Here is a 20395-nt window from a genome sequence, read left to right on the forward strand (position 1 = left end):
CCCCGCCGAGAGCGACAAATTATCACACCTTCCGTTCGCCCTTCCATCTCCAGACGAAGATGAATTGGAGTATACCCGTGAATATTATGGCAAATGGTCCCGCCGCCGCGCCGGACCAGAAAACCCGTTTGAAATCCATTATCGGCGGATCGGCGGGCAACCTCGTCGAATGGTACGACTGGTATGTCTATTCGGCCTTCACCCTTTATTTCGCGCCGGTGTTCTTTCCGTCCGGCAACCAGACCGCCGAATTGCTGAGCGCCGCCGCCGTCTTTGCCGTCGGATTTCTGATGCGGCCCATCGGGGCCTGGTTCATGGGCACCTATGCCGACCGCAAGGGCCGCAAGGCGGGCCTTACCCTTTCCGTCACGCTGATGTGTCTGGGTTCGCTGCTGATCGCCATCACGCCCGGCCATGAGACGATCGGCATTGCGGCCCCCGCCATTCTGGTTTTCGCCCGGCTTCTGCAGGGCATCAGCGTCGGCGGCGAATATGGCGCCAGCGCCACCTATCTCAGCGAAATGGCCGGCAGGAACCGCCGCGGTTTCTTCTCCAGCTTCCAGTATGTGACGCTGATTTCCGGCCAGCTCCTGGCGCTTGCCGTGCTTCTCGTGCTGCAGCGCGTCCTCACGCCGGAACAGCTTGGCTCCTGGGGCTGGCGCATTCCCTTCTTCATCGGCGGCATTCTGGCGATTGCGGTGTTTTATATCCGCCGTGGCCTTGTCGAGACGCAATCTTTCGAAAACGCCAAGGCCGGTGAGGCCGACAAGCCGAAATCCAGCGGATGGGCGCTGTTCAAGCACTATCCGCGGGAAGCGCTGATGGTCATGGCGCTGACCTCGGGCGGCACGCTCGCCTTTTATGCCTATACCACCTATCTGCAGAAATTCCTGGTTAACACCTCGGGTTTCAGCAAGGAAAGCGCTACCGAAATCACCACGGCGGCGCTCTTCGTCTTCATGCTGTGCCAGCCGCTCGCCGGCGCGCTGTCTGACAAGGTCGGCCGCAAGCCGCTGATGGTGGGTTTCGGTATTCTCGGAACGCTGTTCACCTACGCGATCTTCAGCACGCTTTCGACCACGACCGATCCGATCATGGCTTTCGCCCTCGTTCTGGTCGGCCTGTTGATCGTGACCGGCTATACGTCCATCAACGCGGTGGTGAAGGCGGAAATGTTCCCCGCACATATCCGCGCGCTGGGTGTCGCTCTGCCCTATGCGCTGGCGAACACCATTTTCGGCGGAACGGCGGAATTCGTGGCCCTGAAATTCAAGCAGATCGGCCATGAAAATTGGTTCTTCTGGTATGTGACGATCATGATCGCGCTGTCGCTGGTGGTCTATGTGAAGATGCGCGATACGCGCGATCACAGCCATATCCACGAGGATTGAGCAAAGCCTGTCCGAACCGAGGAAAGCCCCGTCCCTCTGGCGGGGCTTTTCGTTTCAGCCCATCGCGGCGGTTTCGACCGGAAGAACCACCCGCGCCTCGAAGCCGTCCTGCCGGCCGGGCGCCGGAGAGGAAAGCACCAGTTCGCCGCCGGTCTGCTCCACCAGGCTTTTGACGATGGCAAGGCCAAGCCCGGTGCCGTCCGCGGTGGTCGGGCCTCTGGCAAACCGTGTCGTCAGCTTGGGCAGAAGCGCCCGGTCGATCGCCGGGCCGGCGTTGACGATGCGGATCGTACCGTCCTGTTCGGTCAATATCTGCACCGGGCTTTCCGCCGGGCTGTGGATCAGGGCGTTTTCGAGAAGATTGCGGATGATGATACCGAAGGCATCCGCACCCATCCTGCAGAACAGGCCATCCTCGCAACGATTGGTGAAGCGGATGCGGGAGGTGCCGATGGCCGTTCGGCTCATATCGTCGATGACGAGCTCTAGGACGGGAATGAGATCGCTCGCCTTGTCGGTTACCCCGATCCTTGCCTCCGCCCGCGACATCTGAAGCAGTTTTTCGGCGAGATGGCCGAGATGCTGCAGGGATTTTTCGATATTTTCCACCCGCGGCGCCAGTTCCGGCGGAATATCGGCATGCAGCCGTTGCGCCTGCGCCAGGGCACCGGCAATCGGCGTGCGCAATTCGTGGGCGCTGTTGGCGGTGAATTCCCGCTCCGCCTCGATGGCCGAGCGCAGGCGTCCGAGCAGCAGATTGACCGAACGGGCGATGGGATGGAGTTCGCCCGGAAACGGCTGCGTTTCAAGCGGCGCCAGATTGCCGCCATCCTTTTTCCCGATCTCGTCGCGCAGCGTCTGGATCGGCTGCAGGGTTCGGCGCACCACCACGATGACGGCGAAGATGCTGGCGGGGATGAGGATGAGAACGGGAAGCAGGAGTGCGCTGCCGGCCTCCTCGATCGCCTCTCGCCGGTTGGCGAAGGCATCGGCGACCTGCAGGAAATAATTGCCGTCCGGTGTCGCGACCGTATAGATGCGCTGCGTCGCCGTTTCGGAAAAACCGGGATCGAGCGACACCTCGAAAGGTTCCGTCGAACTGTCATGGGAATGCAGCACGACCTGTCCTTCCCGGTCGCGCACCTGATAGGTCAGATATTCCGCGCCTTCCGCCGATGGGTTGAGCTTGCGCGAGGCGGGGGCCGTGTTGTTTTCCCTGAGGTCGTCGGCCAGGAGCGGCAGAAGCCTTTCGGCGGTTTCCTGCACACCGGAATCGAAAATCTCGGCAAATTCGTCCTGCATCACCATGACGCCCAGCCCGCAGGCGAGAAGCCAGGAGACGGCGACAACGCTGGTCAGCGCCGTCACGAGCTTGCGGGTCATGCTGGTCGGTCTGGCCATGTCTGCCTGCCTGCCGTTCGCCTATTTGATCGTGTAGCCGACGCCGCGCACGGTTTCGACGCGGTCATGGCCGATTTTCTTGCGCAGCCGGCTGATATAGACCTCGACCGTGTTGCTTTCTATTTCCGCGCCGAATTCGTAGAGCGTGTCGTGCAATTGCGCTTTCGAGACGACGGCACCGGGATGTTCGACGAGTTTTTCCAATACGGCCCATTCGCGGGCGCTCAGCGTCTGCGCCGTTCCATCGACCGTGATATTGCGCGCCACCTGGTTGATCTCGATGCCGGGCAGGCGGATGACCGGGGCCGAACGGCCTTCGTACCGGCGCGAGACCGCCAGCATGCGTGCTGACAGCTCGTTGAGATCGAAGGGCTTGACCAGATAATCGTCCGCGCCGGCATTCAGCCCGGCAATCCGGTCGGAGACCTGGTCGTGGGCCGTCAGAATGATCACCGGCGTCGCGTCGTCGCGCCTGCGCAGCGTTTGCAGAAGGCTGATGCCTTCGCCATCCGGCAAGCGCATATCGAGCAGGATGAGGCCATAGGCCATGGTCAGCGTCGCCGCCATGGCGTCGCCGAGCGTCTTGAACCAGTCCACAGCGTGCCCGGCCGCCGCGACATGGTCCCGCAGCGCTTCCCCGAGCACGTGATCGTCTTCAACAAGCAGAACCCGCAAGACAACTCCCTCTATCGCGTCGTCCTGCGTATCTCTTTCTCCGGATAAGCGTCAAGCACTGTCTGTTCAGCTGCTCTGGCGCTGGGTGCAGCCGCTGAAGATGTCGAGCGAGGGATCGTAGACCGAAGTGGAGACGTTCATCATGCCAAGGATGCTGTGGAAATAATTGTCGTGGGAGCGCCCGCCCTCTGCCGCGCTTTTTGCCAGGCACGCTTTGTCCAGTCCCATGGATTTGGCGAAATCGTCGTCGAACCAGACGAGAAAGGGCACATGGGTCTGCTGGTCCGGGGCGAGCAGATAGGGCGCGCCATGCAGGTAGACGCCGTTTTCGCCAAGCGATTCGCCGTGGTCCGAGGCGTAGATCATGCCCGTCGCCAGTTTGTCGGAACGCGCCTTCAGCTTGTCGATCACGGTCGAAAGGAAATGGTCGGTGTAAAGCAGCGTGTTGTCGTAGGAATTGACGATCTCGGCGTCGGAGCAGTTGCCCAGCTCGGCGGTGCGGCAATCCGGGGTGAATTTACGGAATTCGTCGGTATAGCGCAGATAATAGGTCGGCCCGTGGCTGCCCATCTGGTGCAGCACGATGACGCTGTCTTTCCTGACATTGTCGAGCCAGGCATCCAGCTTGTCGAAGAAGATGTCGTCGCGACATTCTCCGCCGGTGCAGAAGCGGCTGTCATTGGTGGAGGGCAGATCGAAATAGGGAATGCGATCGGCAACGTTCTTGCTGCCGGTATTGTTGTCCAGCCACGTTGCGCCGACGCCGGCGTGGACGAGAACATCCATGACGTTTTCGTTGGCGAGCGCCTTGCTGTGGCTATATTCCGAACGCGGGAACTTCGAGAACATGCAGGGAATGGAAATTGCCGTCGCGGTGCCGCAGCTGGTGGTATTCGGGAAATAGACCACGTCACGTTTTGTCAGTTCGGGATTGGTATCGCGGCCGTAACCATTCAGCGAAAAATTCGCCGCGCGCGCGGTTTCGCCTGCGACGATGACGGTGATGCGCGGCTTGTGCACACCGCCGAGCGCCGGCAGAACCTTGGCGTCCCTGCCGATGGGGCTGACCTGGATCTCGGCTTCCTTGCCCGCCTGCGTGAAATAATGAACGGTCGAGATGATCGGCGACAGAGGATTGACGCTTTTGACGATATCCTTGTGCTGGCGGATGGCGGTAGTGAAGGTCTTCGAATTCGCGAAGCTGATGATGCCCGTGATGGTGAGACAGATCAGGATGCTGATGGTGTTCCACAGCAGCTTGTCGAGAATTGGCCGGTGCCGGACGCGGATGGCGACGATGATGATGGACGGCAACAGCCCGTAAATCCCCGTGTGCCAGAGAAAGCCGGGGGTGATCAGATTGCCCGCCTCCGCCTGCGTCGTTTCCATGGCGTTGCGGATCATGTCGCTGTCGATGACGATGCCGTAGCGGTCCATGAACCAGGAAGCAGCGGCTGCGGCGAACAGAAGCAGGATCAGAAATGGCTTGATCAGATATTTGGCGGAAAAAATCGTGATCAGCGCGCCGAAAAGCGCTGCCATGGCGAGATAAAGCGCAACGATGGCAACCGGATAGGCGGAAAGATAGGTATGGACCTTCGACCACAACGTCTGGTTCATGAAAAACAGCAGATAGGCGCCGGTCAGCAGGCTGAGCGGCACGCTGCCGATTGCCGGACGATATGTTATAGTTCCCGTCGTTTTCGCGGTAAGAAGAGCCACTGTCAGTCCACCAGATTTCACATGTGACGACGGCGCAAAACGAGCAGAACGCCCCCCTGTTCGCGCGGCCGCAATTGCCGATTGATGGCGGATGCGTCATTTAGCTGACATCAACCTGAAGCTTTGTCATGAAAGTGTCATATGAAGGCGGTCGTATTTTCAGATCGATGGCCGACAGCGCGATCATATCATCTAACTGAGTCCGATTATACCCGTTGCAGTGGTGCGCGTTAAAAATACACGCGAAGCCCTGACCGGCAGCAGGCTGCCTGCGGGAATGTTCTGGAAGGTGACCGTCGCTCCTGAAAGAAGGGTGAGGCAGAGCTGGCCGCCATGGCCGACATAAAGCGCCCGCGTGGGCGAAGGCAGCGGGTTCGTATCGTGCGGCACGATCTCGAAAGCGTGGGATGCCGGTGATTCGAGGCCGGCGGCGTGGTAATCGTAAGTCTCGGTCATTGCTGTCTCCGGTAAATCGAAATCTGCCGTGATTATGCGGCAGCCCGGACCTGCGGGGAAAAGTGGGGGCAATAAATATGCAGAAGGCATTGCGGTCCCACGCCCTGCCGGCAAGACGCGTCGGGTATTTTTGCCGCAATCTCATCCGGTTACATCGCGCCGGGCCATTTTCGGCGCTGTCGCGTCCGCGGATGGGGGTAAATTCTTCGTCCACGGGCGGCAGGCGGATGCCGCCGCCTCAATTGCGTGTATGGAGAATGAAGGCCCTGACGGCGGGGGAGGCTTCCGTTTTCCGGTGGGCTATGGCGAGATCCGATGTCGTGGAGCTTGCTGCAAGCGGCACATAGCGCAGGCCGGGCAGCCTCAGGCAATCGAGCGAGCGCGGCACCAGCGCCACGCCGAGCCCGATGGCCACCATGCTGGCGATGGTGGTGTAGTCCCGGCCCTCCGGGCTGATCGTCGGCTGGAACCCGGCTTCGTTGCAGGCCTCCATCGTATTGTAATGGAAGCCGACATCCGGCGGCTGCCTGGGCGTGATGAATGTTTCGCCGGCGAGGTTTTTAAGATCGATCTGCAGCGCAAAGGCCAGAGGATGGTTTTCCGGCAGGGCGGCCATCAGCGGCTCGCGCAGGACCACCTGGGTGGTGACGCCGTCGGGAACGGGCGCGGGCGGGCGGATGAAGGCAAAGTCCAGATTGCCATCGGCGATCTTGGCCAGCTGCAACCGCATTTCCATCTCGATCAGCTGCAGTTCGACATCGGGATGCGAGGCGCGGAAGCTGGCGATGGACTGGATCAGCAGGCCGGAATAGGCGGCCGAGGCCACATAACCGATGGAAATACGCCCGGTCTCGCCGCGGTCGACGCGTTTGAGGGCGGCAAGCGTTGCCTCGGCATTGGCGAGGATTTTCCGGGCATCCTCGTAAAGAAGCTGGCCGGGAGTCGTCAGCTTCACCGACCGGCGCGTCCGGTCCAGAAGCGGCATGCCGACAATATCCTCGAGCGCCATGATCTGCTGGCTCAATCCCGGCTGGGCGATGCCGAGACGGGCGGCGGCGCGCTCGAAATTGCGCTCATCCACCAGCGTGGTGAAATAGCGCAGGTGCCGCAATTCGAACGTGTCCGCCCGCCCGGCCGGTTTCCTGCCCATCGTCACGGTCCTTTCCGGTATGTTTGAATAATTCCAAACTATTATCTATCAGAGTTTTCATAAGCAATAGTTCTGAAAAAAACTGGCTTCGCTTATTGGATCGCCCAATGCGGCTTGCGTAATAAGATGACTTAAATTCTCCAGAAAAATAACCGTCTTGCGGCGGCGCGGGTGATGAAGGGTCTTGGCGTGCAGGGAAAAACCAAACAGATTTCCATACTGGCCGGCGGTTGCGCCGCCATTGCCTATGCGACGTTTCTGACACCCGGCACCGTGCTTGCGCAGGAGGCAGGCACGACGGTATTGCAGACCATCACCGTGGAAGGCGCCAGGCACCAGGACCCAAAGGCGCCCGTGAAAGGCTATGTGGCGAAAACCAGCGCCAGCGCCACCAAGACGGGGCGGTCCCTGATCGAGACGCCGCAATCGGTTTCCGTCGTCACCAAGGACCAGATGGATGCCCAGAACGTGCGCAATCTCAGCGAGGCGCTGAATTACGTGCCGGGTGTCGTCGCTCAGCCGTCGGGGGCCGATCCGCGTTTCGATGCGCCGCGCATTCGCGGGTTTCAGGGAAACCAGCTGCAGTTTCTCAACGGCCTTCGGCTGATGCGCACGGCGGGTGCGCCCTCTTACGAGGTCTACGGCCTGGAACGGGTCGAGGTCATTCGCGGGCCGGCCTCCGTGCTTTATGGCCAGGGCAATCCCGGCGGCCTCATCAACCTTGTCAGCAAGCGGCCGACCTTCGAACGTTTTGGCGAAGTGGGTGTGCAGATCGGCAGTTTCGATTATTACCAGTCGATGTTCGATATTGGCGGCCCGGTGGCGGATAGCGACAGCGTCGCCTATCGCCTGACCGGCCTTGCCCGCAATGCCCATGCCCAGACGGATAATTTGCAGAACGACCGTTATTTCATCGCGCCGGCCCTCACATGGCAGCCGGATGAGGATACCAGGCTGACGGTTCTCGCCTCCTATCAGCACGATAATCCGAGTTCGCCCTCCGGCCTGCCGCCGGCGCTGACCTATCTCAGACCCGGCAACATGCTGGATCGCAGCTTTTATGTCGGCGATCCCTCCTTCGATACGTCAAACCGCAAGTTCACCAATATCGGTTATGAATTCGAGCACCGTTTCGACGAGACCTTCACCTTCCGGCAGAATGCACGCTACTCCAATTTCGACTGGTCCTACCGGGCGCTCGGCATGTCTTCGACCAGCGGCGGCATGGTCGGCAATCTCATCCGCCGCAATGCGACCTTCCAGGACGAGTTGCTGAACACCTTCAACATCGACAATAGCCTGCAGGCGGATTTTTCAACCGGGCCGGTGGATCACACCGTGCTTGTCGGGCTGGATTACCGTTATTTCGACAACAACGTCAAAACCGAATTCTGGGCCGCGACGCCGCTCAATCCCGTCAACCCGGTCTATGGCGGGCCGATCAGCCTCACTTCACGCACGCTTTATGCCGATGTGAAGACGGATATTTCCCAGATTGGCCTTTATGCGCAGGACGAGATGGCGATCGAGAACTGGCGCATCACCGCCGGCCTGCGGCAGGATTGGGCAAGCACCAGCGGCACCACCTTTAACGGCACCACCTATCGTTCGCTCGACAAGGACGACCACAAGCTGACGGGCCGTGTCGGCGTCAGCTATCTGTTCGATGGCGGCATCGCGCCCTATGTCAGCTATGCCACTTCTTTTGAACCGGTGCCGCAGCCGGCTGTCGGCGATGCGCCGAAACCGACCACCGGCGAACAATGGGAAGCCGGCATCAAATACCAGCCTGACGGCTTTGACGGTTTTTTCTCCGCCGCGATCTACGATCTGAAACAGAAGAACGTGACGACGACGGTGGGCGGCGTGACGCAGCAGATGGATGAGGCGCATGTGAAAGGCCTCGAGCTGGAAGGGGTCGCAAGCCTCGCCGACGGGCTCGACCTGCGGGCGGCCTATACCTACATGGACAGCGAAGTGGCGGGCCGCGTCAACAACGGCAAGGAACTGGACAATGCGCCCCGGCACGCCGCGAGCCTGTGGCTCGACTATACCTTCGCGGAGGATACGGCGCTTGAAGGCTTCGGTATCGGCGGCGGCGTGCGTTATGTCGGAAAACGTTACGGCGATGCCGCCAATACCTTCGAGATGAAGGGTCTCGCCCTGCTCGATCTCGGCGTGCATTACGAGAAGAACGGCTATCGCGCCTCGCTTCTGGTGCAAAACTTGACTGATAAAGAATATATTTCTAGTTGCTCCACTTTCGGATGCTATTACGGTGACGGAAGAACCGTTATGGGCAAGCTGACCTACCGGTGGTGACGCCTATCAAAGTGAAGCAGCAGGGGCATGACGCGCAAGGATCGATGGATGTCCCCCCTCTGGGGGCGGCGGGAATTTTTAGGTCTGCTTGCCGCGTCTGCCTTTGCGGGCAAGGCGGTGGCCGCGTCCCCGCGCATTGCCGCAATCGACTGGGCGATGCTCGAAACCTCCGTGGCGCTCGGCATCATGCCGGTGGCGGCAACCGAGCTTATCCAGTTCAGGGCCGGCGCGGTCGAGCCGGAAATCCCTGAAAGCGTCGCCGATCTCGGTCTGCGCGGTGCGCCGAATTTCGAGCTGCTGCAATTGACCCGGCCGGATCTCATCCTGATTTCGCCTTTCTACACACGTTATACCGGCCGGCTGGAAGCGATTGCCCCGGTGTTTTCGCTGCCCTTTTACGTGAAGGGCGAGCCGCCTTTTCAAAAGGCGCTCGCGGCGGTCTCGGCCCTTGGCGACAAGCTCGGCCGGGTCGATGAGGCGCGCAGGGTTCTGAGCGAGACGGACACAGAAATGCAAGCCATGCGGACCCGCCTTGCCGGTTTTTCCGCGCGGCCGACCTATGTGATCAATATCGGCGACGCCCGGCATTTTCGTGCTTTTGGTGCTGACAGCATGTTCGGGGATGTTCTTGGCCGGCTGGGGCTTGCCAATGCCTGGGCGGACCGGTCGCAATTCACCTTCGCGGCCCCGGTTCCGCTTGAAAACCTCGCCGCTTCGCCGCAGGCGCGTATCGTCATCGTCTCCGATATTCCGGTCGAGGCCCGCGAAAGCCTGCGCAACAGCGCCATCTGGCAGGCACTTCCGGCGGTGCGGGAAAACCGGGTGGTGACGCTCGGCAATGTCAGCCCCTATGGCGGCATCACCGCCGGCGTGCGGTTCGCGCGGCTTCTGACCGAGGCGCTGGTGGCGCGGGGAGAAGCTCTGTGACGGCGCGGCCTCTCCAGCTTTTCTTCGGGTTGTTAGTGGTCCTGGCCTCCGGGCTTTCCCTGCATGCCGGCTTGCAGCGGCTGCCCTATGGCGCATGGCCAGGCCTGCCGTTCGATGCCGCCAGCCTGTCGATGGATCAGGTCATTTTCGCCTTCAGCCTGCTGCCGCGCGTGGCGGTCGCCATTCTCGCGGGGGCAATGCTGGGCCTGTCGGGCGCGCTTTTCCAGCAATTGCTGCGCAATCCGATCGCCGATCCCTCCACCCTCGGCATTTCCGCCGGCGCGCAGCTGGCCGTCGTCGTCGCCACGCTGTTCTTTCCTTCAGTGCTGGATGGCAATCGTGCATGGGTGGCGCTTGCCGGCGCCGCCGCTGCGGCCGGCATCGTGTTTCTTCTCGGCTGGCGACGGTCCTTCGAGCCGGTGACCATGGTGGTGTCCGGCCTGCTGGTCGGCATCACTGCCGCCTCCGTTTCCGCGGCGCTGACGCTGGCGCAGGGCGAATATATGATGTCGCTTGTCGTCTGGAACGGTGGCTCGCTCAGCCAGCAGGACTGGTCGAACGCCTTTTCCCTTGCCGTTCAGCTTCTCGCGGGTCTCGTCCTGACGGGTTTGCTGATAAGGCCGCTGACGCTTCTCGGTCTTGGCGATTCCGGCGCGCGATCGCTTGGCATATCCCTGTTCTCGATCAGGCTGGCCGTTGCGGCCGTTGCTGTCATGCTGGCGGCCTTCGTCGCCGCCGCCGTCGGTCTCGTCAGCTTCATCGGCCTTGCCGCGCCGGCGCTCACCCGGGCGCTCGGCGTGCGGCGGTCATCCGCCGTGCTCCTGGTTTCGCCGCTCCTCGGCGGGCTGCTGCTTTGGTTCTGTGATGGTCTCGTGCAGCTTCTGGCAAGCACGACGGCGGAAGTTTTCCCCACAGGCGCGGTGACGGCGCTGATCGGCGGGCCGCTGCTCCTATGGTTATTGCCGAAAATCCGGCCGACGGACATTCACCGCAGCGACGGCGGGGAGGTTGCGGCAAGACGCCGGCTTGCCGCGTTGCTGCCGGTGCTTCTGGTCATGGTGGGGCTGGTTTTTGCCGCACTCGCTGTCGGCAAGGGGCCGGAGGGCTGGACGGTTCTCAACGCCGGCGACCTGCAAAGCCTTCTGCCGTTCCGCTGGCCGCGGCTGGTGGCGGCGATCGCCGCCGGCGGTCTTCTGGCCATGGCGGGCGCGCTTCTGCAGCGGCTGACCGGCAATCCCATGGCAAGCCCGGAGGTGATCGGCGTCAGCGGCGGTGCGGGTCTCGGTTTTGCCGCCGCCATCACGATTTTTCCGGCGGCGGGGCTGTTTGAACTGTTCCTGGGTGCGGGCATCGGTTCGGCGGCGGTCATGATCCTCGTGCTGTTCTTTGCGGTGCGTCGATATCTGGCGCCGGAAAAGATCCTGCTTGCCGGCATTGCCGTGAGTTCGCTCTGCTCGGCCGTGCTCTCGGCGCTGCTTGCGATTGGCGACCAGCGCGCCTGGCAGATTCTCGCCTGGCTCAGCGGCTCGGGTTCGACGGCGACACCGGCCTCGGCGATCTTTCTCACCATGCTTTCGGCCGTGCTTCTGGCGGGTGCCCTCTCGGTGACGCGCTGGCTGACGATCCTGCCGCTCGGCCGCGATGTGCCGCTCTCGCTCGGCCTGCCGCTTGGCGCTGCGCGCATCGCCGTCATCGCGCTGGCCGGCATCGCCACCGGAGCCGCCTCGCTGCTGGTCGGTCCGCTCAGCTTCGTCGGGCTGATGGCGCCGCATATCGCGCTTCGCGCCGGCTTCACAACGCCGCGTGATCATCTGCTCGCCTCGTTCCTGTTCGGTGCGGTGCTGATGGCGCTTTCCGATCTCGGCGCACGCACGGTCACCTTTCCATACGAATTGCCGCTCGGGCTTTTTGCGGCTCTGGCCGGCGCGCCCTATCTGATCTGGCTTTCAGGCAGGCGATGATGATTTTTTTGAACGTTCACGGAGATGAGAACCATGGGTCAGGCAGCGCTTGCCGTCGACAACGACGATATTCCGCTTTTTTCGCTGGATGGCGTGACGATGGAGGTTCCGGGCAGGACATTGCTGCAGCCGCTGACGGCGCATTTCGCCGCCGGCAAGACCATCGGCCTGATCGGCCATAATGGTTCGGGAAAATCGACGCTGCTCAAGATCCTGGCGCGGATGCAGGAACCCACGGCGGGCAGGGTCTCCTTCGAGGGGAAGGCGCTGGGCGCCTGGGGCAATCGCGAATTCGCGCGAAAGCTCGCCTATCTGCCGCAATATACCCCGGCCGCCTCCGGCATGCTGGCAAAGGAGCTGGTGGCGCTTGGCCGTTACCCCTGGCACGGCGCGCTCGGGCAATTTACCAGGGCTGATCAGGAGAAGGTGGATGAGGCCATCGAACTCACCGATACCGTGGCTTTCCGCGATCGCCTTGTGGACACGCTTTCCGGTGGCGAGCGTCAGCGGGTCTGGCTTGCCATGCTGGTGGCCCAGAATGCCGAGAGCCTGCTTCTCGATGAGCCCATATCGGCGCTCGACATGGCACACCAGATCGAGGTGCTGTCGCTGGTGCAGAGACTGTCGCGTGAAAAAGGCCTCGGCGTGATTGTTGTGCTGCACGATGTCAACATGGCCGCACGTTTCTGCGACGAGATCGTGGCTCTGCATTCCGGCAAGCTGATCGCCAGGGGCACGCCGCGGGAGATCATGACGCCGGAAACGCTGGAACGGATCTATGGTGTGCGTATGGATGTTATGACACATGCCGCCACGGGCTTTCCCGTCGCCCTGCCGCTCTGATCTGTTGCCGTAAAACAACGGCTGAAAATGCTGTCCATGGACAGCGATTGCCTGCGCATTTCCCGCCCTAACAATGTCTTAATGGCATCCTACCGCCATCAGACATTGTTAACCGTTTTGCTTTCCTTGCCTCCAATTAAGTTGTTTTGGATCGATTTCAGGGAACAAACGTTAACAGTGCGGAATTCAATATCCGGAGAGGGCAAGAAGGGCTGCTGCGGGTAGGAATAAAACAGGAGAAAACAACATGAAAAAGGCTGTTGCCGTAACTTTTGCCGCATTGACGATGGGCCTTGGCGGGACTGCATCCGCACTCGCTGCCGACCTTGCGAGATACGAACCGGCTCCCCAGGACCAGGACGACCGCAACGGCGTCAAGATCGGTTATCTGACCTGCGACATCGGCGGTGGCGTCGGTTATGTGATCGGCTCCGCCAAGGAGCTGGATTGCACCTTCCAGTCCACGATCGGCGCACGCCGCACCGACCATTACACCGGCGCCATCCGCAAGATGGGCGTCGACCTCGGCTTCACCACGCAGGGCCGTCTGGTCTGGGCCGTTTTCGCCCCGACCGCCGGTTATCACCGCGGCTCGCTCGGCGGCCTTTATCAGGGCGCGACGGCTGAAGTCACCGTCGGTCTCGGCGTCGGCACCAACGTTCTCGTCGGCGGCACGTCCGGCTCCATCCAGCTGCAGACGGTCAGCGTCACGGGTCAGGTCGGCCTCAACCTTGCCGCCACCGGCACCTCGGTCACGCTGACGGCCATGAACTGATCGGCGAAATGCCCGGCGGCCTGACCGGGCATTCTGTCGCATGCCAAAAAACGCCCTCTTCGTTGTCAGACGGGGAGGGCGTTGTATTATCCGGGCCATGATTTCCCTGTTCAGACGTGGTGCGGTTGTGACCGCATCTTTCCTCCTGCTCGTGACGAGCGCCCTTGCCGAAGGCGATGCGGCCCATGGCGAGAAGGTTTTCAGCCGCTGTTCCACCTGCCACAGCGCCGACACGCCGCGCACCCGTATGGGGCCGCATCTGATGGGCGTGGTCGGCAGGCCGATGGCTTCCGTGGCCGATTACGGCCATTATTCGCAGGCGATGAAGGATGCCGGCGCGGCTGGCCGGGTCTGGACGGAAGACGAATTGCAGAAATTCATCGCCAGCCCCAAGAAGGCGATCCCGGGAAATGCGATGCGCTTTTTCGGGCTCTGGAGCGAGACCGATATTGCCGACCTGATCGCCTATCTGAAAACGCATCCCCTGCCGCAATAGCTGTCAGAGCGGCGCTTCCGCGACGATCTCTTCCGCCTCTTCGAAGGTCATCGCCATGACCTTCGCGCCGATTTCGAAGCCGAAGCCGTTGCGGGCGAAGGCGGAAAATTCCTTGGCCTTGCGCTTCTCATCGAGTTCGACACGGCGAAACGGCCCGAAGGCGCGCTTGCGCGCGAAGATGATGGCGGCGACGAGATCATTGGTCTCCTGCAACGCAGCCGTTGCCGTTTCGCGGGCGATGCCCTTGATCTGAAGTTTCTGCGCCAGCCCGCGTTTCGATTTGCCGCTGCGCTGGCCGCTTCGCACGGCAATTTCCGCATAGGCCGTATCATCAAGCGCCTTGATGCCATAAGCGAAGGTCACGGCAAACTCGCCGAGCGCCTTCACCTGCGCCGGGCTGATTGCCTCGAATTTTTCCCGGGACTTGCGCATGATGGCGTCGCGCAGCTGCTTTTCCGTCATCATGCGCTGTTCCAGCCGGTAGAGGGCGGAATTGCGCGCCCAGGACAGCATCCGGCTGGTGGGCTCAACGGCCGGCGTGTCGCCGTCCATGGCCATGTCGTCGGTCAGGAAGGGGCTGGATTCGTCGTTCATTCCGCTTTTATAGCGTGGTGAACCCGTCTTGCCAGTTCCTTCCCTGCCCGTATCCTCCGGTTTTTCAGCACCTCAAGGTGTTTGCGCGCCGGTTGCGGCGACATAGACCGAATAGAGCGATTTCGTCGCGGTGATGAACAGGCGGTTCTTTTTCGGACCGCCAAAGGTGAGGTTCGCCACCGTCTGCGGCACCCTGATCTTGCCGAGGAGCGTGCCATCGGGCGCAAAGCAGTGAACGCCGTCGCCGGCGCTGGTCCACAGATTGCCGGCCGTATCCAGACGGAAGCCATCCGGCAGGCCGTTGTCGAGATTGCAGAATTCCCGGCCATTGGCGAGCTTCACGCCGTCCAGCACGTCGAAAACGCGGATATGGCGCGGGCGGGAGACATCGTGGCTGTTGGAACTGTCGGCGACGTAGAGCTTCGTTTCGTCCGGTGAGAAGGCAAGACCGTTCGGCTGCACGAAGTCGTCCACGGCGGTGTCGATCTTGCCGGTTGCGGGATCGAGCCGGTAGACATTGCGCGTCGTCTGCTCCGGCTCGGCCTTGTAGCCCTCATAATCGGAGAGGATGCCGTAGGTGGGGTCGGTGAACCAGACGCTGCCATCGGATTTCACCACCACATCATTGGGCGAATTGAGCCGCTTGCCGCCAAAGCTGTCGGCAAGAACCGTGATCGAGCCGTCGACTTCGGTACGGGTAACGCGCCGGCCGCCATGTTCGCAGGAAACCAGTCGTCCCTGCCGGTCGCGCGTGTTGCCATTGGTGAAGTTGGAGGGGTGGCGGAACACCGAGACGCCGCCATCCGGCACCCAGCGCAGCATGCGCTGGTTGGGAATGTCGCTGAACAGCAGGCAATTCAGGTCTGCGAACCAAACCGGGCCTTCGGCCCAGCGGCAGCCGGAATAAAGCTCTTCCAGTTCGGCATTGCCGACGATCAGATGGCGGAAGCGGTCATCGTGGATTTCGTAAGGGGAGGTCTTGGCTGTGGTCATGAGCGTGGTCCGCTTGTGGGCTTGTCGTTTGGGTTCAGCGTGTGGCCCTGGGGCCGCTTGCCAGAAGAATGACTGAAATGATGATGAGGCCGGTGAGGATGAGGCGGATGCCGGCGCCGAAACCATAGGTATTCAGCATCGACACCACCAGGAACATGAAGAGCGAAGCGCCCCAGATGCCGGGAACGTTGGAATCGCCGCCGGCAACCGCCGTTCCGCCGATCACCACAACAGCGATGGACATCAGCAGATATTCCGAGCCCATGTTGAGCGCAGCACCTCCGGAGAAGCTCGCAAGCAGATAACCGGCAATCGCCGCGAGCACGGCGCAGAGCACATAGGTGACGAAACGCGCGCCATCCACCGGAATGCCGGTCATGCGGGCGGCGAAGGTGCTCTGGCCGATGGCGGAAATCCAGCGGCCGTAAAACGAGCGGTCGAGAAGCAGCCAGGCGATGGCCGAGAGCAGCAGCGCCACGAGGGCGACATTGGGAATGCCGAAGAAGCTCGATGTGGCGAAAGTGGCGAGCGTTTCCGGCGGCTTGATGCGCAGGCCGCGGTTCGACCAGATGGCGATGGATTGCACGATGAAGCTCATCGACAGCGTCGCGATGATCGGCGGGATGCGCAGGAGCTTGATCAGCGCATAGTTGCCGATGCCGATGGCGATGCCGATCAGGATGGCGATCAACAGTCCGGGCAGGATGAGACCGTCGGACACATCCATGAATTTCAGCGCCAGCGTGCCGGACAGCGTCATCGTGGCGGGAACGCAAAGGTCGATATTGCCCGGCCCGAGCGTGATGACGAACATCTGGCCGATGCCGACGATGACGGAAAAAGCCGCGAAGGTGAGTGCGGCATGTGACAGGCCGAAGGAGCTTGCGCCGCCGGTGAAGAGCACGGTGACGGTCCAGACGGCGGCCGTTGCGGCAAAGGACCAGATCCATGGTTTTTTCGTGAGGGATAAAAGCCCGTTCATTGGTTTTTCTCCCGCTTTTCAAGACGGTTGAGCAAGATGCGCAGCGCCAGCACGATAATGAGGATTGCCCCCTGCGCCCCAATCTGCCAGTCCGGCGAAATACGCATGAAGGACAGGAACGAGCCGGCAAGGGTGAGCGTCAGCGCGCCGATGACGGCGCCGATGGGCGAAACCCTTCCGCCGACAAATTCACCGCCGCCGAGGATGACGCCGGCAATCGACAGCAATGTGTAGCGCAGCGCGATATTGGCGTCGGCCGATGTCGTCAGCCCGACAAGGGCGATGCCCGACAGCACCGCGAAGAAGCCGGCAAGCGCAAAGGTGGCGGCGCGAATGCCGACCACCGACCAGCCGGACCGCTCGACCGAGCGGAGATTGCCGCCGACACCGCGCATCAAAACCCCGAAGGAGGAGCGCATGACAATGTAATGGGCGACGAGCGCGATGAGGATGCTGGCGATGATGGCGATCGGCACGAAGGGCGGCTTCGCCGTCATCAATGCCCGGATGAAGGCAGGGGCCTGGCCGCCGGGCGAAGGCAGGATAAGCACGGCAAGACCGCCCCAGACGAAGCTCATGCCGAGGGTGACGACGATGGAGGGCAGGGCGCGGATGTGGATGATGGCCCCAAGCGCGGCATAGGTGGCAATTGCGCCGGCGAAGATGGCAATGCCGAGAAGCGGCGTCGTCTGCAGGAAGGTGGCGGTGACACAGGCGCAGAAACTGACGAAGGTGCCCATCGACAGGTCGAGATCGTTGACCGACATGATCAGCATCTGCGCAATGGTGGCGAGCGCAATCGGCACCGCCAGATTGAACAGCAGGTTCATGCCGGTATAGCTCATGGCGCGCGGCTGCATGTAGAAGACGGCGGCGAGCAGGAAGGCGAGCGAGGCGGCGGGAATGATGAGGCGGAGCGCGTTTGCCGAGAGTTTCATGCGTGGTCTTCTCCGGCAAAGGAAGCGGCCAGCACATTCTGTTCGGTAATGTCGTCGCCGACGAGTTCGGCCTGGATGGCGCCGTCGCGGAACACATAGACGCGGTCGCAAAGGCGGATTTCATCCATTTCGGTGGAGTACCAGATGAAGGTGCGGCCGTGGGAGGCTTCGGTTCTCAAGATGTCATAGACCTCCTGTTTGGTGCCGATATCGACGCCGCGCATCGGATCATCCATCAAAACGGTGCTGGCCGTTGTGGCGAGCGCGCGGGCAAAAAGCACCTTCTGCTGGTTGCCGCCGGAGAGGGAGAGGATCTTGTTGCCCATGTCCGGCGTGCGGATTTCGATGCGCTTTTTCCATTGCGCGCCAAGTTCGTTTTCCTTGCCCCGGTCCACCATGCCTGCGGCTGCAATATCCCTGAGCGAGGCGATGGACAGGTTTTTGAGAATGCTCCACAGCGGAAAGGTGCCGTTCAGGCTGCGATCGCCCGCCACAAAGGCGATATCGGTCTTTCGCGACGGCAGCCAGCTGCTGTTCTGCGCAAGGTAAAGATCGAGCAATGCTTCGGTCTGGCCGTGGCCGCCAAGGCCGGCAAGGCCGATGATCTCGCCGCGAAAGGCCTCAAAGGCGAGGCCTTCGCCACGCCGCGCCGGCATGGAGAGCACTTTTTCGCCTGCCTTGCGGCTTTCTCCCCGCCGCCTGTCCTGTTGCTTGACGACGCTGCCCATGGCTTCGACCAGCGAGCGTGTAGTGAATTCCGCAGCCTTCCGGTCGGCTACCACCCGGCCATCCTTCATCACCACGATGCGGGTGGCTGTGGAGAGAATCTCCCCGAGAATATGCGAGATCAGCAGCACGGAGCCGCCCTCGCGCACGAAACGGCGGACATAATCCATCAGTTGCGCGGCAAGGCCGGCATCGAGCGAAGAGGTGGGTTCATCAAGGATCACCAGCCGCGGTGCGTCCGGAATGCGGCAGAAATTGATGGCTATTTCCACCATCTGCCGTTCGGCGATGGACAGTTCGGCAACCGTCAGCTCGCAATCGATGCCGTGACCGGGAAAAATCTCGTCCAGGGTCTGCCGGATCGTCGCAAGCGCGCGGCCCCGCCATTTCCGGCCGCCGATTGCGGCATGCATGATGCGGAGATTTTCGCCGATCGTCAGGTTCGGGCAGAGCGACAGTTCCTGAAACACGCAGCGAACGCCGTTCGCGCGCGCGACGGCAATTCCGTGGCGGCTTTCGTTACCGCCATATGAAACGGAACCTTCATGCGGCGTCAGCCCGCCATTGATGACGTTGACGATGGTGGATTTTCCCGCGCCGTTATGGCCGACGAGCCCGAGGCATTCCCCGGCACGGATGATGAGGTCGGCGCCGTCCAGCGCGCGCACCGCGCCGAACACGACCTTTACGCCGCGCGCGGCGACGACCTCTTCCGCCTCGATGATGTCATTCATGAGCAATTACGCCAGTGATCTGGAAATCGGATACTATCGTTGGCTGCTGCGGCGTCCGTTTGCGGGGCGCCGCAGATATCGGTCGTGAGCCGGCCCGCCTATTTGGCGGCGATGGCCTTCTGGGCGTCTTCCAGCGAATATTCCACATTCGCCACGCCGCCCTTCTGGGTCGTCTTCAGGTTTTCCTCAAGATTGGCCTGGTCGATGCGCAGGAAGGGAACGGTCAGGTCCTTCTTCACATCCTTGCCGTCGAGGATCTGCTGCGCCACCCAGAAGGCCAGCGTCGAAACGCCGGGAGCGATGGAGACCGACATGGTCTCGTAACCGCTCGCATCCTTCTGCTGTTTCCACCATTGCAACTCGTCTTCGCGGTTGCCCATGACGATGGTCGGCGTCGGGCGCTTGGCGGCGGCGAAAGCCTGTGCCGCGCCATAACCGTCGCCGCCCTGCGTCACGACAGCCGCGACTTCTGGAAGGCTCGGCAGGATGCCGGCGACGGCGCGCTGGGCGACGTCCTGCGCCCAGTCGCCATTGACCGAACCGACGATCTTGAACTGCGGGTTCTTGGCGACGCCCGCAGCGATGCCGGCGTGAATTTCGTCATCCACCGAAACGCCGGCAAGGCCACGGATTTCAAGCAGGTTGCCGCCCTTCGGCATTACCTTGGCGAGATAATCGATCTGGCTTTCGCCCATCGCCTTGAAATCGACCGCGATGCGCCAGGCGCAGGGCTCGGTGACGATGCCGTCGAAGGACACAACGGTGATGCCGGCGTCGCAGGCTTCCTTCACCGCGCCGTTCAGCGCAGTGGGTGAGGCGGCGTTGATGACGATGGCGTCATAACCCTGCAGAATGAGGTTCTGGATTTGCGCGGCCTGTTCGGTCGCCTGGTTTTCGGCGGTGGTGAAGGCGTCAGCGGCGGCGACCTGCTTGTCTGCAACCGCCTGCTTGGTGATCTTTTCCCAGCTGGTCAGCATCGCCTGACGCCAGGAATTGCCGGCATAATTGTTAGAAAGCGCGATTTTTTTGGCCGACGTATCGGCATGAGCGGTGATCGGCAAAGCTGCGCATGCGACAGCGGCCGACGCCAGAAGCATCTTCCTGAAAGCCATTGATTTTCCTCCCTGTGGCTTGCCCTTGCGGGCGCGGAACCTTCACCCGCCGCAAATCTCCTCGGCGGCGGACGAAATCCCGTTGCACTGGAGCTCCGTTCCCCAGTACAAGGGAGAATGACCAAGAAGAATTGGCTTGTACAGGCGGTTCACGGCAATCTTACTGCGGGTTTCCGCAGAAAGCATGCGGGAACCCG

18 protein-coding genes are annotated in these 20395 nt (G+C 61.7%); 7 read left to right on the forward strand and 11 right to left on the reverse strand.

The genetic code is table 11. From position 1 onward, the window contains the following. Positions 1–86 precede the first annotated feature (86 nt). A complete protein-coding gene (locus ACI2KA_RS05975) occupies positions 87–1391 on the forward strand; it encodes an MFS transporter (protein ID WP_404500433.1) in 1305 nt (434 codons plus the stop codon). A 54-nt stretch (positions 1392–1445) separates the two neighbouring features. Here ACI2KA_RS05975 and ACI2KA_RS05980 read toward each other — a convergent pair whose 3' ends face one another. The 5 genes from ACI2KA_RS05980 to ACI2KA_RS06000 all read right to left on the reverse strand — a co-directional run bounded on the left by ACI2KA_RS05980 (position 1446) and on the right by ACI2KA_RS06000 (position 6795). Next, a complete protein-coding gene (locus ACI2KA_RS05980; RefSeq protein ID WP_404500134.1) occupies positions 1446–2792 on the reverse strand; it encodes a sensor histidine kinase in 1347 nt (448 codons plus the stop codon). Between the two features lie 21 nt (positions 2793–2813). Next, complete coding sequence (locus ACI2KA_RS05985; RefSeq protein ID WP_404500136.1) at positions 2814–3467, reverse strand: response regulator transcription factor; 654 nt, start codon at positions 3465–3467, stop codon at positions 2814–2816. A gap of 66 nt (positions 3468–3533) precedes the next feature. Further along, the gene (locus ACI2KA_RS05990; RefSeq protein WP_404500138.1) at positions 3534–5189 is read right to left on the reverse strand and encodes a phosphoethanolamine transferase; all 1656 of its coding nucleotides are present in this window, start codon (positions 5187–5189) and stop codon (positions 3534–3536) included. 192 nt (positions 5190–5381) lie between these two features. Continuing rightward, positions 5382–5645, reverse strand: a complete 264-nt coding sequence (locus ACI2KA_RS05995; protein WP_404500140.1) for a hypothetical protein — start codon at positions 5643–5645, stop codon at positions 5382–5384. 238 nt (positions 5646–5883) lie between these two features. Continuing rightward, a complete protein-coding gene (locus ACI2KA_RS06000; RefSeq protein ID WP_404500142.1) occupies positions 5884–6795 on the reverse strand; it encodes a LysR family transcriptional regulator in 912 nt (303 codons plus the stop codon). Positions 6796–6969: 174 nt separating this feature from the next. Between ACI2KA_RS06000 and ACI2KA_RS06005 the strand changes: the two genes are divergently transcribed. The 6 genes from ACI2KA_RS06005 (at position 6970) to ACI2KA_RS06030 (ending at position 14119) form a co-directional block, all read left to right on the forward strand. Then, positions 6970–9117, forward strand: coding sequence for a TonB-dependent siderophore receptor (locus tag ACI2KA_RS06005; protein ID WP_404500435.1), 2148 nt, complete (start codon positions 6970–6972; stop codon positions 9115–9117). Between the two features lie 27 nt (positions 9118–9144). After that, the gene (locus ACI2KA_RS06010; protein ID WP_404500144.1) at positions 9145–10044 is read left to right on the forward strand and encodes an iron-siderophore ABC transporter substrate-binding protein; all 900 of its coding nucleotides are present in this window, start codon (positions 9145–9147) and stop codon (positions 10042–10044) included. Beyond that, complete coding sequence (gene fhuB / locus ACI2KA_RS06015) at positions 10041–12005, forward strand: Fe(3+)-hydroxamate ABC transporter permease FhuB (RefSeq protein WP_404500146.1); 1965 nt, start codon at positions 10041–10043, stop codon at positions 12003–12005. Before ACI2KA_RS06010 ends, fhuB begins: the two co-directional genes overlap by 4 nt. 33 nt (positions 12006–12038) lie before the next feature. Then, the gene (locus ACI2KA_RS06020; RefSeq protein WP_404500148.1) at positions 12039–12848 is read left to right on the forward strand and encodes an ATP-binding cassette domain-containing protein; all 810 of its coding nucleotides are present in this window, start codon (positions 12039–12041) and stop codon (positions 12846–12848) included. A gap of 247 nt (positions 12849–13095) precedes the next feature. Then, positions 13096–13623 (forward strand): DUF992 domain-containing protein, encoded by a 528-nt coding sequence (locus ACI2KA_RS06025; RefSeq protein WP_404500150.1) that lies wholly within the window; start codon positions 13096–13098, stop codon positions 13621–13623. Positions 13624–13720: 97 nt separating this feature from the next. After that, a complete protein-coding gene (locus ACI2KA_RS06030) occupies positions 13721–14119 on the forward strand; it encodes a c-type cytochrome (protein WP_404500152.1) in 399 nt (132 codons plus the stop codon). A gap of 3 nt (positions 14120–14122) precedes the next feature. Here the strand turns inward: ACI2KA_RS06030 and recX are convergent, their stop codons facing one another. The 6 genes from recX to ACI2KA_RS06060 all read right to left on the reverse strand — a co-directional run bounded on the left by recX (position 14123) and on the right by ACI2KA_RS06060 (position 20198). Then, a complete protein-coding gene (recX, locus tag ACI2KA_RS06035) occupies positions 14123–14713 on the reverse strand; it encodes a recombination regulator RecX (protein ID WP_404500154.1) in 591 nt (196 codons plus the stop codon). A 72-nt stretch (positions 14714–14785) separates the two neighbouring features. Next, positions 14786–15706, reverse strand: a complete 921-nt coding sequence (locus ACI2KA_RS06040; RefSeq protein ID WP_404500156.1) for an SMP-30/gluconolactonase/LRE family protein — start codon at positions 15704–15706, stop codon at positions 14786–14788. Positions 15707–15740: 34 nt separating this feature from the next. Then, positions 15741–16688, reverse strand: coding sequence for an ABC transporter permease (locus tag ACI2KA_RS06045; protein WP_404500158.1), 948 nt, complete (start codon positions 16686–16688; stop codon positions 15741–15743). Continuing rightward, the gene (locus ACI2KA_RS06050) at positions 16685–17626 is read right to left on the reverse strand and encodes an ABC transporter permease (RefSeq protein ID WP_404500160.1); all 942 of its coding nucleotides are present in this window, start codon (positions 17624–17626) and stop codon (positions 16685–16687) included. The genes ACI2KA_RS06045 and ACI2KA_RS06050 overlap by 4 nt, the downstream gene beginning before the upstream one ends. Next, positions 17623–19086 (reverse strand): ATP-binding cassette domain-containing protein, encoded by a 1464-nt coding sequence (locus ACI2KA_RS06055; RefSeq protein ID WP_404500162.1) that lies wholly within the window; start codon positions 19084–19086, stop codon positions 17623–17625. The genes ACI2KA_RS06050 and ACI2KA_RS06055 overlap by 4 nt, the downstream gene beginning before the upstream one ends. Before the next feature lie 98 nt (positions 19087–19184). Continuing rightward, complete coding sequence (locus ACI2KA_RS06060; protein WP_404500164.1) at positions 19185–20198, reverse strand: ABC transporter substrate-binding protein; 1014 nt, start codon at positions 20196–20198, stop codon at positions 19185–19187. Between the last annotated feature and the right edge of the window lie 197 nt (positions 20199–20395).

Origin of the sequence: Agrobacterium sp. NPDC089420 (assembly GCF_044900305.1) — a bacterium.
Taxonomy (GTDB): Bacteria; Pseudomonadota; Alphaproteobacteria; order Rhizobiales; family Rhizobiaceae; genus Agrobacterium.